Here is a 16,437-nt window from a genome sequence, read left to right as displayed (position 1 = left end):
TAAACGATGAGTAATGAACTGATTTATGGTATCCACGCGGTGAACGCTGTTCTTGAGCGTGATCCTGCGCGCTTTATTGAAGCGTATGTGTTGAAAGGCCGTCAGGATGACCGTCTGTTACCAGTATTAAACAATCTGACTCGTATTGGTATTTCCATCCAAGAAATGAGTCGTAAAGCACTTGATGACAAAGCACAAGGTGCTAATCACCAAGGTGTTATTGCTCGGGTTAAACCAGCAAAAGTACTTAACGAGCATGATATTGATGGCATTCTAGCTCAACATGATCAACCGCTACTGTTGGTACTTGATGGTGTTACTGACCCTCATAACCTAGGTGCTTGTCTACGTAACGCCGATGCTGCTGGTGTTGCTGCTGTTATCGTACCAAAAGATAAATCAGCACCGATGACGCCTACAGTAAGTAAAGTGGCATGTGGCGCTGCAGAAACCGTACCTCTTATTCGCGTAACTAACCTATCTCGTACCATGCGAGATCTGCAAGAAAAAGGGATTTGGTTTGTAGGTACTGCTGGCGAAGCGACACACGACATTTATCAAAGTAAATTGACTGGACCTTTGGCGATTGTCATGGGCGCAGAAGGGGATGGCATGCGTCGTCTCACGCGCGAAACTTGTGATGACTTAATTAAAATCCCAATGGCGGGGTCTGTATCGAGCTTGAACGTTTCGGTTGCAACGGGTATTTGCCTGTTTGAAGCAGTGCGTCAGCGTATCGCGAAATAAGTCATTCGTTCACCTAGTAAGTTAAACAAAGGCTTCGTTAGTTTTAACGAAGCCTTTAATTTCTCTTTATACATCTCATCGGCTTAGCTGTTTATGGTTTAATTTTCGAACAGCACTTGCATGTCTCTCAGCAAACTGTATAATGCGCCCCACTGACTTAAGTCAGTTGTGAACCAATGAGCGGCGAGGAGCTAGTGACTCCAAGGAATTACTAGGTAATGTATACTCTGCTTATGTTCGCAGTTAATAATTGTTGACCGATAAGGTCGATTTTAATTAGCTGACAATGTGTCCAATCAGGATACTACGGTTTCACATAAATCAATCGGCATTCTCTCGCCTTGTGCGAGTCTGAGTGGCGATATTGTTTGTGTAATTTTTAATTATTGGAGCTCTGTCTCATGCAGAACCAACGCATCCGTATCCGCCTAAAAGCATTCGATTACAAACTAATCGACGCTTCAACAGCGGAAATCGTTGAAACAGCTAAACGTACCGGCGCACAGGTTCGTGGTCCTATTCCACTACCTACTCGTAAAGAGCGTTTCACTGTTCTTATCTCTCCGCACGTAAACAAAGATGCACGTGACCAGTACGAAATCCGTACTCACAAGCGTCTGATCGACATCGTTGAACCAACTGACAAGACTGTTGATGCACTGATGCGTCTAGATCTTGCTGCTGGTGTTGATGTTCAAATCAGCCTAGGTTAAGGGAGATTAGAAGAATGATTGGTCTAGTCGGACGTAAAGTGGGTATGACCCGCGTATTTACTGAAGAAGGCGTTTCTATCCCAGTAACAGTTGTGGAAGTTGAAGCGAACCGTATCACTCAAGTTAAAACACTTGATACAGACGGTTACTCAGCAATCCAGATCACTGCTGGTGCTAAGAAAGCTAACCGCGTTACTAAACCAGAAGCTGGTCACTATGCTAAAGCTGGTGTAGAAGCTGGTCGCGGTCTTTGGGAATTCCGTTTAGAAAACGGCGAAGAGTTCACTGTTGGTACTGAACTAACTGTAGAACTTTTCAACGAAGTTAAAAAAGTAGACGTTACTGGTACATCTAAAGGTAAAGGTTTCCAAGGCGCTGTTAAGCGTTGGAACTTCCGTACCCAAGATATGACTCACGGTAACTCTTTGTCTCACCGTGCTCCTGGTTCTATCGGTCAATGTCAGACTCCAGGTCGCGTGTTCAAAGGCAAGAAAATGGCAGGTCACATGGGTGCTGAGCGTGTAACGACTCAAAACCTAGAGATCGTACGTGTTGACGCTGAGCGCAATCTGCTTCTTATCAAAGGTGCAGTCCCAGGTTCAACTGGCGGTAACGTGATCGTCAAACCAGCTGTTAAAGCATAACGTCTAGGAGTAAGTAATGGAATTGATGGTTAAAGGTGCTAACGCACTAACTGTTTCCGAAACTACTTTCGGACGTGAGTTCAACGAAGCTCTTGTACACCAAGTAGTTGTTGCATACGCAGCAGGTGCTCGTCAAGGTACTCGTGCTCAAAAGACACGTTCAGAAGTTTCTGGCGGTGGCGCTAAGCCATGGCGTCAAAAAGGTACTGGCCGTGCTCGTGCTGGTACAATCCGTAGCCCATTGTGGCGTACCGGTGGTGTTACTTTTGCTGCGAAACCACAAGATCACAGCCAAAAAGTAAACAAAAAAATGTACCGCGGTGCAATGAAAGCAATTCTTTCTGAGCTAGTTCGTCAAGAGCGTCTAATCGTTGTTGAAGACTTCTCAATCGAAGCACCAAAGACTAAAGAGCTAGTAGCTAAGCTTAAAGAACTTGAGCTTAACGATGTTCTTATCGTTACTGGCGAAGTAGACGAGAACCTATTCTTAGCTGCTCGTAACCTATACAAAGTTGACGTGCGTGACGCATCAGGTCTCGACCCTGTAAGCCTAATCGCATTTAACAAGGTTCTAATGACTGCATCAGCAGTTAAGCAAGTTGAGGAGATGCTGGCATGATCCGTGAAGAGCGTCTACTAAAAGTTCTACGTGCTCCGCACATCTCTGAAAAAGCAACTATGGCTGCAGAGAAAGCGAACACTATCGTTTTCAAAGTAGCAATTGATGCAACTAAGAAAGAGATCAAAGCAGCTGTAGAAAAGCTATTTGAAGTTGAAGTTAAGTCTGTAAACACTCTTATCACTAAGGGTAAGACCAAACGTCAAGGTGTACGCCAAGGTCGCCGTAGCGATGTTAAAAAAGCGTACGTTACTTTGAAAGACGGTCAAGATCTTGACTTCGTTGGCGGCGCGGAATAACAGGAGTAGTTGAAAAATGGCTATTGTTAAATGTAAGCCGACTTCGGCTGGTCGTCGTCACGTTGTTAAAATCGTTAACGCTGACCTATACAAAGGTAAGCCTTACGCACCTCTTCTAGAGAAAAACTCTAAGAACGGTGGTCGTAACAACAACGGTCGTATTACTGTTCGTCACATCGGTGGCGGTCATAAGCAACACTACCGTGTGATTGACTTCAAACGTACTAAAGATGGTATCCCTGCGAAAGTTGAACGTATCGAATACGATCCAAACCGCAGCGCAAACATCGCTCTAGTACTATACGCAGACGGCGAACGTCGTTACATCATTGCACCTAAAGGCATCCAAGCTGGTGATTCAATCCAGTCTGGTGTTAACGCACCAATCAAAGCGGGTAACGCTTTGCCAATGCGTAACATCCCTGTAGGTTCAACTGTACACAACGTTGAACTAAAACCTGGCAAAGGTGCTCAAATTGCACGTTCTGCTGGTGCTTACGTTCAAATCATCGCTCGCGATGGCGCATACGTTACTATCCGTCTACGTTCAGGCGAAATGCGTAAAGTTCTTGCTGAAGGTCGTGCAACAATCGGTGAAGTGGGCAACCACGAGCACATGTTGCGTGAACTAGGTAAAGCTGGTGCAAGCCGTTGGCGCGGTGTTCGCCCAACTGTACGTGGTGTTGTAATGAACCCGGTTGATCACCCACACGGTGGTGGTGAGGGTCGTACTTCTGGTGGTCGTCACCCTGTATCTCCATGGGGCGTACCAACTAAAGGTTACAAAACTCGTAGTAATAAACGCACTGACAAGTACATTGTACGTCGTCGTAATAAGTAATCTATTAAAGAGGATAAGCCATGCCACGTTCTCTCAAGAAAGGTCCATTCATTGACCTACACTTGCTGAAGAAGGTAGAGAAAGCGGTGGAAAGCGGAGACAAAAAGCCTATTAAGACTTGGTCCCGTCGTTCAATGATCATTCCTACAATGATCGGTTTGACCATCGCTGTCCATAATGGTCGTCAACACGTTCCAGTTTTCGTAACTGACGAGATGATCGGTCACAAACTGGGCGAATTCGCGCCTACACGTACTTACCGCGGTCATGCTGCGGATAAGAAAGCTAAGAAGAAATAAGGAGTAGATGATGGAAGCTATTGCTAAACATAACTTTGCTCGCATTTCTCCTCAGAAAGCTCGCTTAGTTGCAGATCTTATCCGTGGTAAGAAAGTAGACCAAGCTCTTGAAGTACTAACTTTCAGCAACAAAAAAGCTGCTGAGCTAGTTAAGAAAGTTCTTGAGTCAGCTATCGCTAACGCGGAACATAACGAAGGTGCTGACATTGACGATCTACGTGTCGCTAAAATCTTCGTAGATGAGGGCCCAGTCATGAAGCGTATTATGCCTCGTGCTAAAGGCCGTGCGGATCGTATCTTGAAGCGTTCAAGCCACATTACTGTGGTTGTCGCAGATCGCTAAGAGACTAGGAGAGTAAGCAATGGGTCAGAAAGTACATCCTAATGGTATTCGTCTAGGCATCGTTAAGCCTTGGAATGCTACATGGTTTGCTAACACCAAAGATTTCGCTGACAACCTAGACGGCGACTTCAAGGTACGTCAATTCCTAACTAAGGAATTGTCTAAAGCGTCAGTATCACGCATCGTTATCGAACGTCCTGCGAAAAGCATCCGTGTGACTATTCACACTGCTCGCCCAGGCGTTGTAATCGGTAAGAAAGGTGAAGACGTTGAGAAGCTACGCGCAGCTGTAGCTAAAATTTCAGGTGTACCAGCGCAAATCAACATCGCTGAAGTACGTAAACCTGAGCTAGATGGTCAACTAGTGGCTGATAGCATCGCGTCTCAACTAGAACGCCGTGTTATGTTCCGTCGTGCAATGAAACGTGCGGTACAAAACGCTATGCGTCTAGGCGCTAAAGGTATCAAAGTTGAAGTAAGTGGTCGTCTTGGCGGCGCTGAAATCGCACGTACTGAGTGGTACCGTGAAGGCCGTGTGCCTCTACACACTCTACGTGCAGACATTGATTACGCAACTTCTTCTGCTCACACTCAATACGGCGTTATCGGCGTTAAAGTTTGGATCTTCAAAGGTGAAATCCTTGGTGGTATGCCAACTGAAACCGTAGAGCCTAAGAGTGATAAGCCTAAGAAGCAGCGTAAAGGCCGTAAGTAAGGAGTCGACAGATGCTACAACCTAAACGTACTAAATTCCGTAAGGTTCAGACTGGTCGTAACCGTGGTCTAGCTAAAGGTACTGAAGTATCATTCGGTAGCTTTGGTCTAAAAGCTGTTGGCCGTGGTCGTCTAACTGCTCGTCAAATCGAAGCGGCTCGTCGTGCAATGACACGTCACATTAAGCGTCAAGGTAAAATCTGGATCCGTGTGTTCCCAGACAAACCTATCACAGAAAAACCACTTGAAGTTCGTCAAGGTAAGGGTAAAGGTAACGTTGAGTACTGGGTAGCCCAAATCCAACCTGGTAAGGTTATGTACGAAGTTGATGGTGTACCTGAAGAATTGGCACGTGAAGCGTTCCGCCTAGCGGCTCGTAAACTGCCATTCAAGACTACATTTGTAACTAAGCAGGTGATGTGATGAAAGCACTTGATCTACGCGAAAAAAGCGTTGAAGAGCTAAATGCTGAGCTTTTGAATTTGTTGAAAGAACAGTTCAACTTGCGCATGCAAGCTGCAACTGGTCAACTACAGCAAACTCATACTCTGAAAGCTGTCCGCCGTGATATCGCACGTGTGAAAACTGTTTTGACTGAGAAGGCAGGCGCATAATGAGCGACAAGATTCGTACCCAACAAGGTCGCGTACTTAGCAACAAAATGGACAAATCTGTTGTTGTTGCTATCGAACGTTTCGTAAAGCACCCAATTTACGGTAAGTTCGTTAAACGCACCACTAAAGTACATGCACACGACGAAAACAACGAATGTGGCCAAGGCGACTTAGTTGAGATTCAAGAGTGTCGTCCACTGTCTAAGACTAAGTCTTGGACTTTGGTAAAAGTTTTAGAAAAAGCGAAGATCTAATTTTCCTTTCTCTATAAACGACAAGCGGCTCCAAGAATTTTTTGGGGCCGCTTGTTTTTTGACTACCCTTTCGAAAAAAAGGGTGGTACAATTCGCGTCCCTTTTAAAGAGGCAGCCCGACCCGAGATGGGTCTAGTTTTTTTATATTTAGCGGAGCACTAACATGATCCAAATGCAAAGTATGCTGGACGCAGCTGATAACTCAGGCGCTCGCAGCGTAATGTGTATTAAGGTTCTGGGTGGCTCTCACCGCCGTTACGCTCAAGTGGGCGACATCATCAAAGTTACCGTTAAAGAAGCAATTCCACGCGGTAAAGTTAAGAAAGGTGATGTTCTTAAGGCAGTGGTAGTTCGCACCCGTAAAGGCGTACGTCGTCCAGACGGTTCTGTCATTCGCTTCGACCGTAATGCTTGCGTACTGTTAAACAACAACAGTGAGCAACCTATCGGTACACGTATCTTTGGTCCAGTGACTCGTGAACTTCGTAATGCGAAATTCATGAAGATTGTATCACTGGCTCCAGAAGTTCTGTAAGGAGCGGCAAATAATGGCAGCTAAAATCCGTCGTAACGACGAAGTAATCGTTCTTGCTGGTAAAGATAAAGGCAAGAAAGGTAAAGTAACTAAGGTTCTGACAACTGGTAAAGTTATCGTTGAAGGTATCAACCTAGTTAAGAAACATCAAAAACCTGTTCCAGCTCTAGGCACCCAAGGTGGTATCGTTGAGCAAGAAGCAGCAATTGATGCATCTAACGTGGCGGTATTCAACGCAACAACTGGTAAAGCGGACCGTGTAGGTTTCCGTTTTGAAGAAGGCAAAAAAGTGCGTTTCTTCAAGTCTAACGGCGAAACAATTAAGTAATTTGGAGTTCTACTATGGCGAAACTGCATGATTACTACAAGTCGTCTGTAGTCGCTGATCTGACCAAACAGTTCAGCTACACAAGCGTCATGCAAGTCCCTAGAATTGAGAAAATCACCCTCAATATGGGCGTTGGTGAAGCAATCAACGATAAGAAACTACTAGAAAACGCAGCATCTGATATGGCTACAATCTCTGGTCAAAAACCATTGATTACTAAAGCTCGTAAATCTGTTGCAGGTTTCAAAATTCGTGAAGGCTACCCAATTGGTTGTAAAGTAACCTTGCGTGGCGAACGCATGTGGGAATTTTTAGAGCGTTTAATCTCTATCGCTCTTCCACGTGTACGTGACTTCCGTGGTGTTAGCGCTAAATCTTTTGATGGACGTGGTAACTACAGTATGGGCGTTCGCGAGCAAATCATTTTCCCGGAAATCGACTACGATAAAGTCGATCGTGTACGCGGTCTTGATATTACTATCACTACGACTGCTGGTACCGATGAGGAAGGCCGTGCTCTGCTGGCTGCCTTTAACTTCCCATTCCGTAAGTAAGGTGACGGGTTACTGTTATGGCTAAACAATCAATGAAAGCACGTGAAGTAAAACGTGCGAAGCTTGCAGCTCAGTTCGCAGAAAAGCGTTCAGCGCTTAAAGCTATCATCAGCGATGTAAACGCATCTGAAGAAGATCGTTGGAACGCAGTTCTTAAACTGCAATCACTTCCACGTGATTCAAGTGCATCACGTCAGCGCAACCGTTGCAACCAAACTGGTCGCCCACACGGTTACCTACGTAAATTCGGTCTAAGCCGTATTAAAGTTCGTGAAGCTTGCATGAAAGGCGAGATTCCTGGACTTCGTAAGGCTAGCTGGTAATTGCCACTTAATCATTTGGAGTAAAGTTTATGAGCATGCAAGATCCGATTTCGGATATGCTGACCCGTATTCGTAACGGTCAGGCAGCAAACAAAGTTGCTGTTAAAATGCCTTCTTCAAAGCTTAAAGTTGCAATTGCTGCACTACTTAAAGCTGAAGGTTACATCGTTGACTTCGCTGTTGAAGGCGAAGCAAAACCTGAGCTAGAAGTTACTCTTAAGTACTTCCAAGCTAAACCAGTAATTGAGCAAATCCAACGTGTTTCACGTCCTGGTCTGCGTGTCTACAAAAACAAAGACTCGCTACCATCAGTGATGGGCGGTTTGGGTGTTGCTGTTGTTTCCACTTCCAAGGGTCTGATGTCAGACCGCGCTGCTCGTAAAGCGGGTCTTGGCGGTGAAATCATCTGTTACGTAGCGTAATTTAAGGAGTAGATATGTCTCGTGTTGCTAAAGCACCTGTCGCTATTCCAGCTGGCGTAGAGGTGAAATTAAACGGCCAAGAGATCACCATTAAAGGTGCAAAAGGTGAACTTACTCGTGTATTTAACAACGCTGTTGTTATCGCACAAGAAGAAAACCACCTAACTTTCGGTCCACGCGAAGGTGTTGTTAACGCTTGGGCACAAGCAGGTACTGCACGTGCACTAGTTAACAACATGGTTGTAGGCGTTACAGAAGGCTTCACTAAGAAGCTTGCTCTGAAAGGCGTTGGTTACCGTGCTGCTATCAAAGGCAATGCTGTAGCTCTTACTCTTGGCTTCTCGCATCCTGTTGAGCATGAACTGCCTGCAGGTATTAAGGCTGAATGTCCGACTCAAACTGACATTATTCTTACTGGTTGTGACAAACAACTAGTTGGTCAAGTTGCGGCAGATATTCGTTCTTACCGTCAACCTGAACCTTATAAAGGTAAAGGTGTTCGTTACGCAGATGAAAATGTGCGTACTAAAGAAGCTAAGAAGAAGTAAGGTAACGCTATGGATAAGAAAGCATCTCGCATCCGTCGTGCCACTCGTGCACGTCGTAAGATTGCAGAACTGGGTGCAACTCGCCTAGTAGTACACCGTACTCCTCGTCACGTGTACGCACAGGTGATTGCAGCTAACGGCTCTGAGGTTATCGCAGCAGCTTCTACTGTAGAAAAAGCGATCCGTGAGCAGGTTAAATACACCGGTAACATCGATGCTGCAAAAGCAGTAGGTAAAGCTATTGCTGAGCGTGCGCTTGAAAAAGGCGTAACTGCAGTTGCATTTGATCGTTCTGGTTTCCAATACCACGGTCGAGTAGCGGCGCTAGCAGATTCTGCTCGCGAAGCTGGTCTGAAATTCTAAGGTAGGGTTGGAAGATGGCTAAAGAACAACAAGTTCAAGCGAATGATTTGCAAGAAAAATTAATCGCTGTTAACCGTGTTTCTAAAACGGTTAAAGGTGGTCGAATCATGAGCTTCACCGCGCTAACAGTAGTTGGTGACGGTAATGGTCGTGTAGGTTTCGGTTACGGCAAAGCTCGTGAAGTACCTGCTGCGATTCAAAAAGCAATGGAAAAAGCGCGTCGTAACATGACTACTATCGCGCTAAACGAAGGCACACTTCACCACCCAGTGAAAGGTCGCCATTCGGGCTCTAAAGTTTACATGCAGCCTGCTGCAGAAGGTACTGGTGTTATCGCAGGTGGTGCGATGCGTGCAGTACTAGAAGTTGCTGGTGTACACAACGTATTGTCTAAGGCGTACGGTTCTACTAACCCAATCAACATCGTTCGTGCAACGATCGATGCACTGGGTAGTGTGAAGTCACCTGAAATGGTTGCTGCTAAACGTGGTCTGACTGTTGAATCTATTTCGGAGTAAGAACACCATGGCAACTATTAAAGTAACTCAAACTAAAAGCTCAATTGGTCGCCTACCAAAGCATAAAGCTACTTTGCGTGGTCTAGGCCTTCGTCGTATCCGCCATACTGTTGAACTAGAAGATACCCCATGTGTACGTGGTATGATCAATCAAGTTCAATACATGGTTAAAGTTGAGGAGTAATCAGCATGCACTTGAATACTCTATCACCGGCTGCTGGTTCTAAACCTTCTAAGAAGCGTTTAGGTCGCGGTATCGGTTCAGGCCTTGGTAAAACTGGTGGCCGTGGCCATAAAGGTCAAAAGTCACGTTCTGGCGGCAAAGTACGTCCAGGTTTTGAAGGCGGTCAAATGCCTCTAAAACAACGTCTACCAAAATTCGGTTTCACTTCTCGTAAGAGCCTAGTGTCATCTGAAGTTCGCCTAGCTGAGCTAGCGAAAGTAACTGGTGACGTAGTTGATCTAAACAGCCTAAAAGCAGCAAACATTGTTGCTAAGAACATCGAGAACGTTAAAGTTGTTCTTTCTGGCGAGATCAACAAAGCAGTGACTGTTAAAGGTCTACGCGTGACTAAAGGCGCTAAAGCTGCTATCGAAGCTGCAGGCGGTAAAATCGAGGCGTAATCTCGAGGATTGAGGTACAGATGGCTAAGAAACCAGGACAAGATTTTCGTAGTGCTCAGAGCGGCTTAAGTGAGCTAAAGTCGCGCTTATTATTCGTAATTGGTGCACTTTTAGTATTCCGAGCAGGCTCTTTTGTGCCGATCCCTGGTATTGATGCTGCTGTACTCGCCGATTTGTTCGAACAGCAAAAAGGCACCATCATTGAGATGTTTAACATGTTCTCTGGTGGTGCACTTTCGCGTGCATCTATACTCGCATTGGGCATCATGCCGTATATTTCGGCTTCAATTGTTGTCCAATTGTTGACTGTAGTTCATCCTGCGTTAGCTGAACTCAAAAAAGAGGGTGAAGCAGGGCGTCGTAAGATCAGCCAATATACGCGTTATGGCACGCTTGTGCTTGCAATATTCCAAGCGGTTGGTATCGCAACTGGCCTACCAAACATGGTCCCTAATCTGGTCGTTATCGATCAAACCATGTTTACGCTGATTGCAACCGTAAGTTTAGTAACCGGCACCATGTTCCTAATGTGGTTAGGTGAACAAATTACAGAGCGAGGAATTGGTAACGGTATTTCGTTGCTTATTTTTGCAGGTATTGTTGCTGGATTGCCAAAAGCAATCGGACAAACTATCGAGCAAGCGCGTCAAGGTGAACTGCATGTACTTCTGCTACTATTGATTGCAGTAATTGCTTTTGCAGTAATTTACTTCGTTGTTTTCATGGAACGTGGTCAACGCCGTATCGTCGTTAACTACGCTAAGCGTCAACAAGGTCGTAAGGTGTTTGCTGCGCAAAGCACTCACTTGCCGTTAAAAATTAATATGGCCGGTGTTATTCCTGCTATCTTCGCATCAAGTATCATCCTGTTTCCAGGTACTCTGGCACAGTGGTTTGGTAAGAGCGGTAACTCAGCGTTTAGCTGGTTAACTGATGTCTCATTGGCGTTAAGCCCGGGGCAGCCTCTTTACGATATACTTTATGCAGTAGCGATTATCTTCTTCTGTTTCTTCTACACAGCGTTGGTATTCAACCCTAGAGAAACAGCCGATAATCTTAAGAAGTCAGGTGCGTTCGTACCCGGTATCCGCCCAGGTGAACAGACAGCCAAATATATTGATAAAGTAATGACCCGCCTGACATTGGCTGGCGCGTTATACATTACCTTTATCTGTCTGATCCCTCAGTTCATGATGTCAGCGTGGAACGTACGTTTCTACTTTGGCGGTACATCACTGCTTATCGTAGTGGTTGTGATCATGGACTTCATGGCACAGGTACAGACACATATGATGTCTCATCAATATGAGTCTGTGTTGAAAAAGGCTAATCTGAAAGGTTATGGCCGTTAATCCGGTCAGACAGTTCTGATTACATTTACGGAGTTTAGCAATGAAAGTTCGTGCTTCCGTTAAAAAAATCTGCCGTAACTGCAAAATTATCAAACGTAACGGTGTCGTTCGCGTTATTTGCAGTGAGCCTAAGCACAAGCAGCGCCAAGGCTAATTAGCAGAAATTTTTACTTGAAAAAGAAGGTAGTGTCGAGTATATTCCTCGGCCTACCTTTTGCGTGCAAAAGAAGTAGTATACCGCAGCGTATCCTCAACGGGCTCTGCTGCGGATAATTCTTTAATAGAGTACCTAGGAGTGAATAGTGGCCCGTATAGCAGGCATTAACATTCCTGATCAAAAACATGCTGTAATTGCATTAACTTCAATCTACGGTATTGGCAAAACCCGCTCTAAAGCTATCCTAGCTGAAGTCGGTATTGCTGAAGATGTTAAGATCAGTGAACTAACTGAAGAGCAGATCAATCTACTGCGTGATGGTGTAGCTAAGTACACTGTAGAGGGTGATCTACGTCGTGAAGTTTCCATGAACATCAAGCGTCTTATGGACCTTGGCTGTTACCGTGGTCTTCGTCATCGTCGCAGTCTACCACTACGTGGACAGCGTACTAAAACCAACGCTCGTACTCGTAAGGGTCCGCGCAAGCCGATCAAGAAATAGTCGGGAAGGGTAGAGTACAATGGCAAAACAACCAACTCGCGCACGTAAACGCGTACGCAAACAAGTTGCTGATGGCGTAGCGCATATCCACGCATCTTTCAACAACACAATCGTAACCATTACTGACCGTCAAGGTAACGCTCTTGCATGGGCAACTGCTGGTGGTTCAGGTTTCCGTGGTTCTCGTAAATCAACACCGTTCGCTGCACAGGTTGCTGCTGAACGTTGTGCTGAAATGGCTAAAGAATACGGCCTAAAGAACTTGGAAGTTATGGTTAAGGGTCCTGGTCCAGGTCGCGAATCAACTGTTCGTGCACTGAACGCCGCTGGTTTCCGTATCACTAACATCGTTGATGCGACACCAATCCCTCATAACGGTTGTCGTCCACCTAAGAAACGCCGCGTATAACGTTTCTAGGAACATTGGAGAAAGATCATGGCAAGATATTTGGGTCCTAAGCTTAAGCTTAGCCGCCGCGAAGGTACTGACTTGTTCCTTAAGTCAGGCGTTCGTGCGATTGATACCAAGTGTAAAATCGATAACGCACCAGGTGTACACGGCGCTCGTCGCGGTCGTCTATCTGAGTATGGCGTTCAGCTTCGTGAGAAGCAAAAAGTTCGTCGTATGTACGGCGTGCTTGAGAAGCAATTCCGTAACTACTACAAAGAAGCAGCTCGCCTTAAAGGTAACACTGGTGAGAACCTACTTCAGCTTCTAGAAGGTCGTCTAGATAACGTAGTTTACCGCATGGGCTTTGGCGCAACTCGCGCAGAAGCACGTCAGCTAGTTAGCCACAAAGCTATCCTAGTTAACGGTAAAGTTGTTAACGTTCCTTCTTTCAAAGTTGCGGCTAACGACGTTGTTGCTATCCGCGAGAAAGCTAAACAGCAGACTCGTATTAAAGCAGCTCTAGAAGTTGCTGAACAACGCGAAAAACCAACTTGGATTGAAGTAGATGGTGGCAAGATGGAAGGTACATTCAAGCGTATGCCTGAACGTTCTGATCTATCAGCTGACATCAACGAACAATTGATCGTCGAGCTTTACTCTAAGTAAGGTTTAAACTAAAGAGAGGACACAATGCAGGGTTCTGTAACAGAATTTCTTAAGCCACGTCTTGTTGATATCGAACAGATCAGCGCGACACACGCAAAAGTAACTCTTGAGCCGTTAGAGCGTGGTTTCGGCCATACTCTGGGTAATGCACTTCGCCGAATTCTTCTATCTTCTATGCCTGGCTGTGCAGTCACGGAAGCGGAGATTGAAGGCGTACTTCACGAATACAGCACCAAAGAAGGTGTTCAGGAAGATATCCTTGAGATTCTACTGAACCTGAAGGGTTTAGCTGTTCGCGTTGCTGACGGCAAAGATGAAGTGTTCATTACACTAAACAAATCAGGCTCGGGCCCTGTGGTTGCAGGTGACATCACCCATGATGGTGATGTAGAGATCGTAAACCCTGAGCACGTTATTTGTCATCTAACCGATGATAACGCTGAGATCGCAATGCGTATCAAAGTTCAACGTGGTCGTGGTTATGTTCCGGCGTCTGCCCGTATCCATACCGAAGAAGACGAGCGTCCTATCGGCCGTTTGCTAGTCGATGCAACCTTCAGCCCTGTAGACAAAATTGCCTACTCAGTTGCTGCAGCGCGTGTTGAACAGCGTACAGACCTGGACAAGCTAGTTATCGATATGGAAACGAATGGCACTCTAGAACCTGAGGAAGCTATCCGTCGTGCAGCAACTATTCTTGCTGAACAATTGGATGCATTCGTAGATCTTCGTGATGTACGTGTTCCTGAGGAGAAAGAAGAGAAACCAGAATTCGATCCTATCCTACTGCGTCCTGTAGACGATCTTGAACTAACAGTTCGCTCTGCAAACTGTCTGAAAGCAGAAGCGATTCACTACATCGGTGATCTGGTGCAACGTACTGAAGTTGAGCTTCTGAAAACGCCAAACTTGGGTAAAAAATCTCTTACAGAGATTAAAGACGTTCTTGCATCGCGTGGTTTGTCTCTGGGTATGCGCCTAGAAAACTGGCCACCAGCGTCAATTGCAGAAGATTAATCGATACTAGTTAGAAGGATTAGGTCATGCGCCATCGTAAGAGTGGTCGTCAACTCAACCGCAACAGCTCACATCGCAAAGCGATGTTTAGCAACATGGCTAGCTCTCTGGTACGTCATGAAGTTATCAAGACAACTTTACCAAAAGCAAAAGAGCTACGTCGCGTAGTTGAGCCTTTGATTACACTAGCTAAGACTGACAGCGTTGCAAACCGTCGTCTAGCATTTGCTCGCACTCGTGATAACGAAGTTGTAGCAAAACTATTTAACGAACTAGGTCCACGTTTCGCAGCACGTCAAGGTGGCTACACTCGTATTCTTAAGTGTGGTTTCCGTGCTGGTGATAAAGCTCCAATGGCATACATTGAGCTTGTTGATCGCCCAGAAGCAGAAGTTGCTGCTGAGTAATCAGTTCGAGAAATAAAAAAACCGAGCATTTATGCTCGGTTTTTTTTTGCCTGTAGGTTTCCTGTTTCTCTAATTTGTTCATGCATAATTTCACCTCTAGTTGACCGCATTAGGTCTACTCTGTGGGCGATAATAAATACGTTCAACAGACGTTCAAAATAATCAGCGGCAAATCTAGGCGAAAAAAACGGCGCTCAAAAGCACCGTTTTTCTATTAGTTATCAAAGATGAATTATAGGATATCCAGTAGTTCTACTTCGAATACTAGCGCTGCAAATGGAGGAATTGCTGCACCTGCGCCACGTTCACCGTAAGCTAGGTTGTGCGGAATGTACAATTTCCATTTAGAGCCAACAGGCATAAGTTGTAGTGCTTCCACCCAACCCTTGATTACGCCTGTTACTGGGAATTCTGCTGGTTGACCGCGGCGTACTGAACTATCAAATACAGTACCGTCAACTAGTTCACCGTGGTAATGAACGCGAACAGATTTGTCTGCAGTAGGAATTGCACCAGTACCTTCAGTTAGTACTTCGTACTGTAGGCCAGATTCCAAAACAGTTACTTCTGAACGAAGAGCGTTGTCTTTTAGGAAGCTTTCGCCTTCTGATGCAGCTACTTTTGCTGCTTCATGACGCGCTTCTTCAGCACGTTGGTGAAGAGCTTGTAGTGCGTTGTTGATTTCATCGATTTCGATTGCTGGCATGTCACCAACCAATGCAGTAGCAATACCTGCTGCGATGGCGTCAACGTTTAGGCCTTCTAGACCACTACCTGCAAGTTGTTGGCCCATTTGTAGACCAATACCGTAGCTTGCTTTTTGCTCTACAGTTTCAAATTTCACTTCAGACATAAAAGTCACTCTTGTCTTAGTTGGATAAAGGCGAAAGCATAGCAGGTTCACGCTAAGGATGAAACGGCTGGCAGGAAATCCGTTTGAAAAGGTGTTAAGGTGTGACCAACCTCTTTATCTCGTTGAGAAAAATACAAGATATTGTCAAGGTTACGTTTTACTGTGGTCGACCTCTATACTCTAGGCATGTGAATTTTTATACTGTACCTGTTTGAGCAGTGGATACTTACCATGAATCGTCGCAAGAAAAAGAAACAAGATACGGATTATTTGTTACTCGTAAAAGAGCGAGCCGCCCAAGTCGATTGGCGTGGCCTATTGCACAGCACCAAAAGCCTTTGGATGGGTCTACCCAAATTACATCGTAAGCTTTTGTATGTTCTGATTCCCTTAGAATTGCTGCTGCTGGTTGTGCCCATGCCGACGTTTGTCGATGTAGAACAACCCACAGATCAACGGGTTCCTGTCAATGTGAATCGCGTTGGATTAAGTGATCAACTAAGTGAAGCCAACCAAACGCCTCAATCCAAAATGTGGCACCAATACACAGTGAAAAGTGGCGACACATTGGCGGAAGTGTTTCGGGCGAATTCGCTCTCGATGGCTGATTTAAATGCATTGGTGAGTATCGAAGGAAGTGATAAGCCTTTAAGTCAAATAAAGGCAGGGCAGTTAGTTCGGTACAAGATGAACACTAAGGGCGATCTTGACATCTTACAGTTGGAAAAAGGTGGGCAGTCAGTGATGTTCTTACGTATGTCTGATGGCTCATTTGGTCGTAGCCACTAAA

General features: G+C 45.4%; 31 protein-coding genes. 30 read left to right on the top strand and 1 reads right to left on the bottom strand.

Going from position 1 to position 16,437, the window contains the following annotated elements; translation table 11 throughout:
• The first annotated feature begins 6 nt into the window (after window positions 1–6).
• From rlmB to rplQ, 29 genes are all read left to right on the top strand, one after another.
• Window positions 7–747, top strand: coding sequence for a 23S rRNA (guanosine(2251)-2'-O)-methyltransferase RlmB (rlmB, locus tag OCV11_RS15035; protein WP_261893826.1), 741 nt, complete (start codon window positions 7–9; stop codon window positions 745–747).
• Between the two features lie 401 nt (window positions 748–1,148).
• The gene (gene rpsJ, locus OCV11_RS15030) at window positions 1,149–1,460 is read left to right on the top strand and encodes a 30S ribosomal protein S10 (RefSeq protein WP_001181007.1); all 312 of its coding nucleotides are present in this window, start codon (window positions 1,149–1,151) and stop codon (window positions 1,458–1,460) included.
• A 14-nt stretch (window positions 1,461–1,474) separates the two neighbouring features.
• Window positions 1,475–2,104 carry a 50S ribosomal protein L3 gene (gene rplC / locus OCV11_RS15025; protein ID WP_261893824.1) on the top strand — a complete coding sequence of 210 codons (630 nt, stop codon included), beginning with the start codon at window positions 1,475–1,477 and terminating at the stop codon, window positions 2,102–2,104.
• Window positions 2,105–2,120: 16 nt separating this feature from the next.
• Window positions 2,121–2,723 carry a 50S ribosomal protein L4 gene (rplD, locus tag OCV11_RS15020; RefSeq protein WP_261893823.1) on the top strand — a complete coding sequence of 201 codons (603 nt, stop codon included), beginning with the start codon at window positions 2,121–2,123 and terminating at the stop codon, window positions 2,721–2,723.
• Window positions 2,720–3,022, top strand: coding sequence for a 50S ribosomal protein L23 (rplW, locus tag OCV11_RS15015; protein WP_261893822.1), 303 nt, complete (start codon window positions 2,720–2,722; stop codon window positions 3,020–3,022). The genes rplD and rplW overlap by 4 nt, the downstream gene beginning before the upstream one ends.
• A 16-nt stretch (window positions 3,023–3,038) precedes the next feature.
• Entirely contained in the window at window positions 3,039–3,863 is an 825-nt protein-coding gene (gene rplB, locus OCV11_RS15010; RefSeq protein WP_261893821.1) for a 50S ribosomal protein L2, read from the top strand.
• A 20-nt stretch (window positions 3,864–3,883) separates the two neighbouring features.
• Complete coding sequence (gene rpsS, locus OCV11_RS15005; protein WP_001138114.1) at window positions 3,884–4,162, top strand: 30S ribosomal protein S19; 279 nt, start codon at window positions 3,884–3,886, stop codon at window positions 4,160–4,162.
• 10 nt (window positions 4,163–4,172) lie between these two features.
• Complete coding sequence (gene rplV, locus OCV11_RS15000; protein WP_261896316.1) at window positions 4,173–4,505, top strand: 50S ribosomal protein L22; 333 nt, start codon at window positions 4,173–4,175, stop codon at window positions 4,503–4,505.
• A 19-nt stretch (window positions 4,506–4,524) separates the two neighbouring features.
• Window positions 4,525–5,220 (top strand): 30S ribosomal protein S3, encoded by a 696-nt coding sequence (gene rpsC, locus OCV11_RS14995; protein WP_261893819.1) that lies wholly within the window; start codon window positions 4,525–4,527, stop codon window positions 5,218–5,220.
• Window positions 5,221–5,231: 11 nt separating this feature from the next.
• The gene (gene rplP / locus OCV11_RS14990; protein ID WP_000941218.1) at window positions 5,232–5,642 is read left to right on the top strand and encodes a 50S ribosomal protein L16; all 411 of its coding nucleotides are present in this window, start codon (window positions 5,232–5,234) and stop codon (window positions 5,640–5,642) included.
• Complete coding sequence (gene rpmC, locus OCV11_RS14985) at window positions 5,642–5,833, top strand: 50S ribosomal protein L29 (protein ID WP_004728606.1); 192 nt, start codon at window positions 5,642–5,644, stop codon at window positions 5,831–5,833. Before rplP ends, rpmC begins: the two co-directional genes overlap by 1 nt.
• The gene (rpsQ, locus tag OCV11_RS14980; RefSeq protein ID WP_261893818.1) at window positions 5,833–6,087 is read left to right on the top strand and encodes a 30S ribosomal protein S17; all 255 of its coding nucleotides are present in this window, start codon (window positions 5,833–5,835) and stop codon (window positions 6,085–6,087) included. Before rpmC ends, rpsQ begins: the two co-directional genes overlap by 1 nt.
• 163 nt (window positions 6,088–6,250) lie before the next feature.
• Window positions 6,251–6,622 carry a 50S ribosomal protein L14 gene (rplN, locus tag OCV11_RS14975; protein WP_261893816.1) on the top strand — a complete coding sequence of 124 codons (372 nt, stop codon included), beginning with the start codon at window positions 6,251–6,253 and terminating at the stop codon, window positions 6,620–6,622.
• A gap of 13 nt (window positions 6,623–6,635) precedes the next feature.
• Complete coding sequence (gene rplX, locus OCV11_RS14970; RefSeq protein WP_261893815.1) at window positions 6,636–6,950, top strand: 50S ribosomal protein L24; 315 nt, start codon at window positions 6,636–6,638, stop codon at window positions 6,948–6,950.
• 14 nt (window positions 6,951–6,964) lie between these two features.
• Entirely contained in the window at window positions 6,965–7,504 is a 540-nt protein-coding gene (gene rplE / locus OCV11_RS14965) for a 50S ribosomal protein L5 (protein ID WP_261893814.1), read from the top strand.
• A 17-nt stretch (window positions 7,505–7,521) separates the two neighbouring features.
• Entirely contained in the window at window positions 7,522–7,827 is a 306-nt protein-coding gene (rpsN, locus tag OCV11_RS14960; RefSeq protein ID WP_261893812.1) for a 30S ribosomal protein S14, read from the top strand.
• 29 nt (window positions 7,828–7,856) lie between these two features.
• Window positions 7,857–8,249, top strand: a complete 393-nt coding sequence (rpsH, locus tag OCV11_RS14955) for a 30S ribosomal protein S8 (RefSeq protein ID WP_068715293.1) — start codon at window positions 7,857–7,859, stop codon at window positions 8,247–8,249.
• Window positions 8,250–8,263: 14 nt separating this feature from the next.
• On the top strand, window positions 8,264–8,797 hold the full coding sequence (gene rplF, locus OCV11_RS14950) for a 50S ribosomal protein L6 (RefSeq protein WP_261893811.1): 534 nt from the start codon (window positions 8,264–8,266) through the stop codon (window positions 8,795–8,797).
• Between the two features lie 9 nt (window positions 8,798–8,806).
• Window positions 8,807–9,160 (top strand): 50S ribosomal protein L18, encoded by a 354-nt coding sequence (rplR, locus tag OCV11_RS14945; RefSeq protein ID WP_261893810.1) that lies wholly within the window; start codon window positions 8,807–8,809, stop codon window positions 9,158–9,160.
• 14 nt (window positions 9,161–9,174) lie between these two features.
• Window positions 9,175–9,678, top strand: a complete 504-nt coding sequence (rpsE, locus tag OCV11_RS14940) for a 30S ribosomal protein S5 (protein WP_005597103.1) — start codon at window positions 9,175–9,177, stop codon at window positions 9,676–9,678.
• A gap of 7 nt (window positions 9,679–9,685) precedes the next feature.
• The gene (gene rpmD / locus OCV11_RS14935; protein ID WP_068715288.1) at window positions 9,686–9,862 is read left to right on the top strand and encodes a 50S ribosomal protein L30; all 177 of its coding nucleotides are present in this window, start codon (window positions 9,686–9,688) and stop codon (window positions 9,860–9,862) included.
• A 5-nt stretch (window positions 9,863–9,867) separates the two neighbouring features.
• The gene (rplO, locus tag OCV11_RS14930) at window positions 9,868–10,302 is read left to right on the top strand and encodes a 50S ribosomal protein L15 (protein ID WP_261893809.1); all 435 of its coding nucleotides are present in this window, start codon (window positions 9,868–9,870) and stop codon (window positions 10,300–10,302) included.
• 20 nt (window positions 10,303–10,322) lie between these two features.
• A complete protein-coding gene (secY, locus tag OCV11_RS14925) occupies window positions 10,323–11,654 on the top strand; it encodes a preprotein translocase subunit SecY (RefSeq protein ID WP_261893808.1) in 1,332 nt (443 codons plus the stop codon).
• A gap of 40 nt (window positions 11,655–11,694) precedes the next feature.
• A complete protein-coding gene (rpmJ, locus tag OCV11_RS14920) occupies window positions 11,695–11,808 on the top strand; it encodes a 50S ribosomal protein L36 (protein WP_039969906.1) in 114 nt (37 codons plus the stop codon).
• A gap of 148 nt (window positions 11,809–11,956) precedes the next feature.
• The gene (gene rpsM / locus OCV11_RS14915) at window positions 11,957–12,313 is read left to right on the top strand and encodes a 30S ribosomal protein S13 (protein WP_261893807.1); all 357 of its coding nucleotides are present in this window, start codon (window positions 11,957–11,959) and stop codon (window positions 12,311–12,313) included.
• A gap of 19 nt (window positions 12,314–12,332) precedes the next feature.
• Window positions 12,333–12,722 (top strand): 30S ribosomal protein S11, encoded by a 390-nt coding sequence (gene rpsK, locus OCV11_RS14910; protein ID WP_001118870.1) that lies wholly within the window; start codon window positions 12,333–12,335, stop codon window positions 12,720–12,722.
• 27 nt (window positions 12,723–12,749) lie between these two features.
• Window positions 12,750–13,370 (top strand): 30S ribosomal protein S4, encoded by a 621-nt coding sequence (gene rpsD, locus OCV11_RS14905; RefSeq protein WP_261893806.1) that lies wholly within the window; start codon window positions 12,750–12,752, stop codon window positions 13,368–13,370.
• A 24-nt stretch (window positions 13,371–13,394) separates the two neighbouring features.
• On the top strand, window positions 13,395–14,387 hold the full coding sequence (locus OCV11_RS14900) for a DNA-directed RNA polymerase subunit alpha (RefSeq protein ID WP_068715280.1): 993 nt from the start codon (window positions 13,395–13,397) through the stop codon (window positions 14,385–14,387).
• A 26-nt stretch (window positions 14,388–14,413) separates the two neighbouring features.
• The gene (gene rplQ / locus OCV11_RS14895; protein WP_261893804.1) at window positions 14,414–14,794 is read left to right on the top strand and encodes a 50S ribosomal protein L17; all 381 of its coding nucleotides are present in this window, start codon (window positions 14,414–14,416) and stop codon (window positions 14,792–14,794) included.
• Window positions 14,795–15,026: 232 nt separating this feature from the next.
• Here rplQ and OCV11_RS14890 read toward each other — a convergent pair whose 3' ends face one another.
• Window positions 15,027–15,647: an FKBP-type peptidyl-prolyl cis-trans isomerase gene (locus OCV11_RS14890; RefSeq protein WP_261893803.1), complete on the bottom strand. Its 621-nt coding sequence runs from the start codon at window positions 15,645–15,647 to the stop codon at window positions 15,027–15,029.
• A 231-nt stretch (window positions 15,648–15,878) separates the two neighbouring features.
• Between OCV11_RS14890 and OCV11_RS14885 the strand changes: the two genes are divergently transcribed.
• Window positions 15,879–16,436 (top strand): LysM-like peptidoglycan-binding domain-containing protein, encoded by a 558-nt coding sequence (locus tag OCV11_RS14885; RefSeq protein WP_261893801.1) that lies wholly within the window; start codon window positions 15,879–15,881, stop codon window positions 16,434–16,436.
• The last annotated feature ends 1 nt before the right edge of the window (window position 16,437 follow it).

It is taken from the genome of Vibrio porteresiae DSM 19223 (assembly GCF_024347055.1).
Taxonomy (GTDB): domain Bacteria; phylum Pseudomonadota; class Gammaproteobacteria; order Enterobacterales; family Vibrionaceae; genus Vibrio; species Vibrio porteresiae.
Note: the sequence above shows the minus strand (reverse complement) of the source record. Positions and strands in the feature narration are given on the sequence as shown.

What these genes read in the sequence shown, in the direction of transcription:
- rplQ (WP_261893804.1), top strand. Translation starts at nt 14,414, where the DNA reads ATGCGCCATCGTAAGAGTGGTCGTCAACTCAACCGCAACAGCTCACAT.
- rplX (WP_261893815.1), top strand. Translation starts at nt 6,636, where the DNA reads ATGGCAGCTAAAATCCGTCGTAACGACGAAGTAATCGTTCTTGCTGGT.
- rlmB (WP_261893826.1), top strand. Translation starts at nt 7, where the DNA reads ATGAGTAATGAACTGATTTATGGTATCCACGCGGTGAACGCTGTTCTT.
- rpsJ (WP_001181007.1), top strand. Translation starts at nt 1,149, where the DNA reads ATGCAGAACCAACGCATCCGTATCCGCCTAAAAGCATTCGATTACAAA.
- rplN (WP_261893816.1), top strand. Translation starts at nt 6,251, where the DNA reads ATGATCCAAATGCAAAGTATGCTGGACGCAGCTGATAACTCAGGCGCT.
- rplW (WP_261893822.1), top strand. Translation starts at nt 2,720, where the DNA reads ATGATCCGTGAAGAGCGTCTACTAAAAGTTCTACGTGCTCCGCACATC.
- rpsS (WP_001138114.1), top strand. Translation starts at nt 3,884, where the DNA reads ATGCCACGTTCTCTCAAGAAAGGTCCATTCATTGACCTACACTTGCTG.
- rplC (WP_261893824.1), top strand. Translation starts at nt 1,475, where the DNA reads ATGATTGGTCTAGTCGGACGTAAAGTGGGTATGACCCGCGTATTTACT.
- rplF (WP_261893811.1), top strand. Translation starts at nt 8,264, where the DNA reads ATGTCTCGTGTTGCTAAAGCACCTGTCGCTATTCCAGCTGGCGTAGAG.
- rpsD (WP_261893806.1), top strand. Translation starts at nt 12,750, where the DNA reads ATGGCAAGATATTTGGGTCCTAAGCTTAAGCTTAGCCGCCGCGAAGGT.
- rpsH (WP_068715293.1), top strand. Translation starts at nt 7,857, where the DNA reads ATGAGCATGCAAGATCCGATTTCGGATATGCTGACCCGTATTCGTAAC.
- rpsN (WP_261893812.1), top strand. Translation starts at nt 7,522, where the DNA reads ATGGCTAAACAATCAATGAAAGCACGTGAAGTAAAACGTGCGAAGCTT.
- rpmJ (WP_039969906.1), top strand. Translation starts at nt 11,695, where the DNA reads ATGAAAGTTCGTGCTTCCGTTAAAAAAATCTGCCGTAACTGCAAAATT.
- rplR (WP_261893810.1), top strand. Translation starts at nt 8,807, where the DNA reads ATGGATAAGAAAGCATCTCGCATCCGTCGTGCCACTCGTGCACGTCGT.
- rplV (WP_261896316.1), top strand. Translation starts at nt 4,173, where the DNA reads ATGGAAGCTATTGCTAAACATAACTTTGCTCGCATTTCTCCTCAGAAA.
- OCV11_RS14900 (WP_068715280.1), top strand. Translation starts at nt 13,395, where the DNA reads ATGCAGGGTTCTGTAACAGAATTTCTTAAGCCACGTCTTGTTGATATC.
- rpsE (WP_005597103.1), top strand. Translation starts at nt 9,175, where the DNA reads ATGGCTAAAGAACAACAAGTTCAAGCGAATGATTTGCAAGAAAAATTA.
- rpsQ (WP_261893818.1), top strand. Translation starts at nt 5,833, where the DNA reads ATGAGCGACAAGATTCGTACCCAACAAGGTCGCGTACTTAGCAACAAA.
- rplB (WP_261893821.1), top strand. Translation starts at nt 3,039, where the DNA reads ATGGCTATTGTTAAATGTAAGCCGACTTCGGCTGGTCGTCGTCACGTT.
- rpsK (WP_001118870.1), top strand. Translation starts at nt 12,333, where the DNA reads ATGGCAAAACAACCAACTCGCGCACGTAAACGCGTACGCAAACAAGTT.
- rpmC (WP_004728606.1), top strand. Translation starts at nt 5,642, where the DNA reads ATGAAAGCACTTGATCTACGCGAAAAAAGCGTTGAAGAGCTAAATGCT.
- secY (WP_261893808.1), top strand. Translation starts at nt 10,323, where the DNA reads ATGGCTAAGAAACCAGGACAAGATTTTCGTAGTGCTCAGAGCGGCTTA.
- OCV11_RS14890 (WP_261893803.1), bottom strand. Translation starts at nt 15,647, where the DNA reads ATGTCTGAAGTGAAATTTGAAACTGTAGAGCAAAAAGCAAGCTACGGT.
- rpsC (WP_261893819.1), top strand. Translation starts at nt 4,525, where the DNA reads ATGGGTCAGAAAGTACATCCTAATGGTATTCGTCTAGGCATCGTTAAG.
- rplD (WP_261893823.1), top strand. Translation starts at nt 2,121, where the DNA reads ATGGAATTGATGGTTAAAGGTGCTAACGCACTAACTGTTTCCGAAACT.
- rplO (WP_261893809.1), top strand. Translation starts at nt 9,868, where the DNA reads ATGCACTTGAATACTCTATCACCGGCTGCTGGTTCTAAACCTTCTAAG.
- rplE (WP_261893814.1), top strand. Translation starts at nt 6,965, where the DNA reads ATGGCGAAACTGCATGATTACTACAAGTCGTCTGTAGTCGCTGATCTG.
- rpmD (WP_068715288.1), top strand. Translation starts at nt 9,686, where the DNA reads ATGGCAACTATTAAAGTAACTCAAACTAAAAGCTCAATTGGTCGCCTA.
- OCV11_RS14885 (WP_261893801.1), top strand. Translation starts at nt 15,879, where the DNA reads ATGAATCGTCGCAAGAAAAAGAAACAAGATACGGATTATTTGTTACTC.
- rplP (WP_000941218.1), top strand. Translation starts at nt 5,232, where the DNA reads ATGCTACAACCTAAACGTACTAAATTCCGTAAGGTTCAGACTGGTCGT.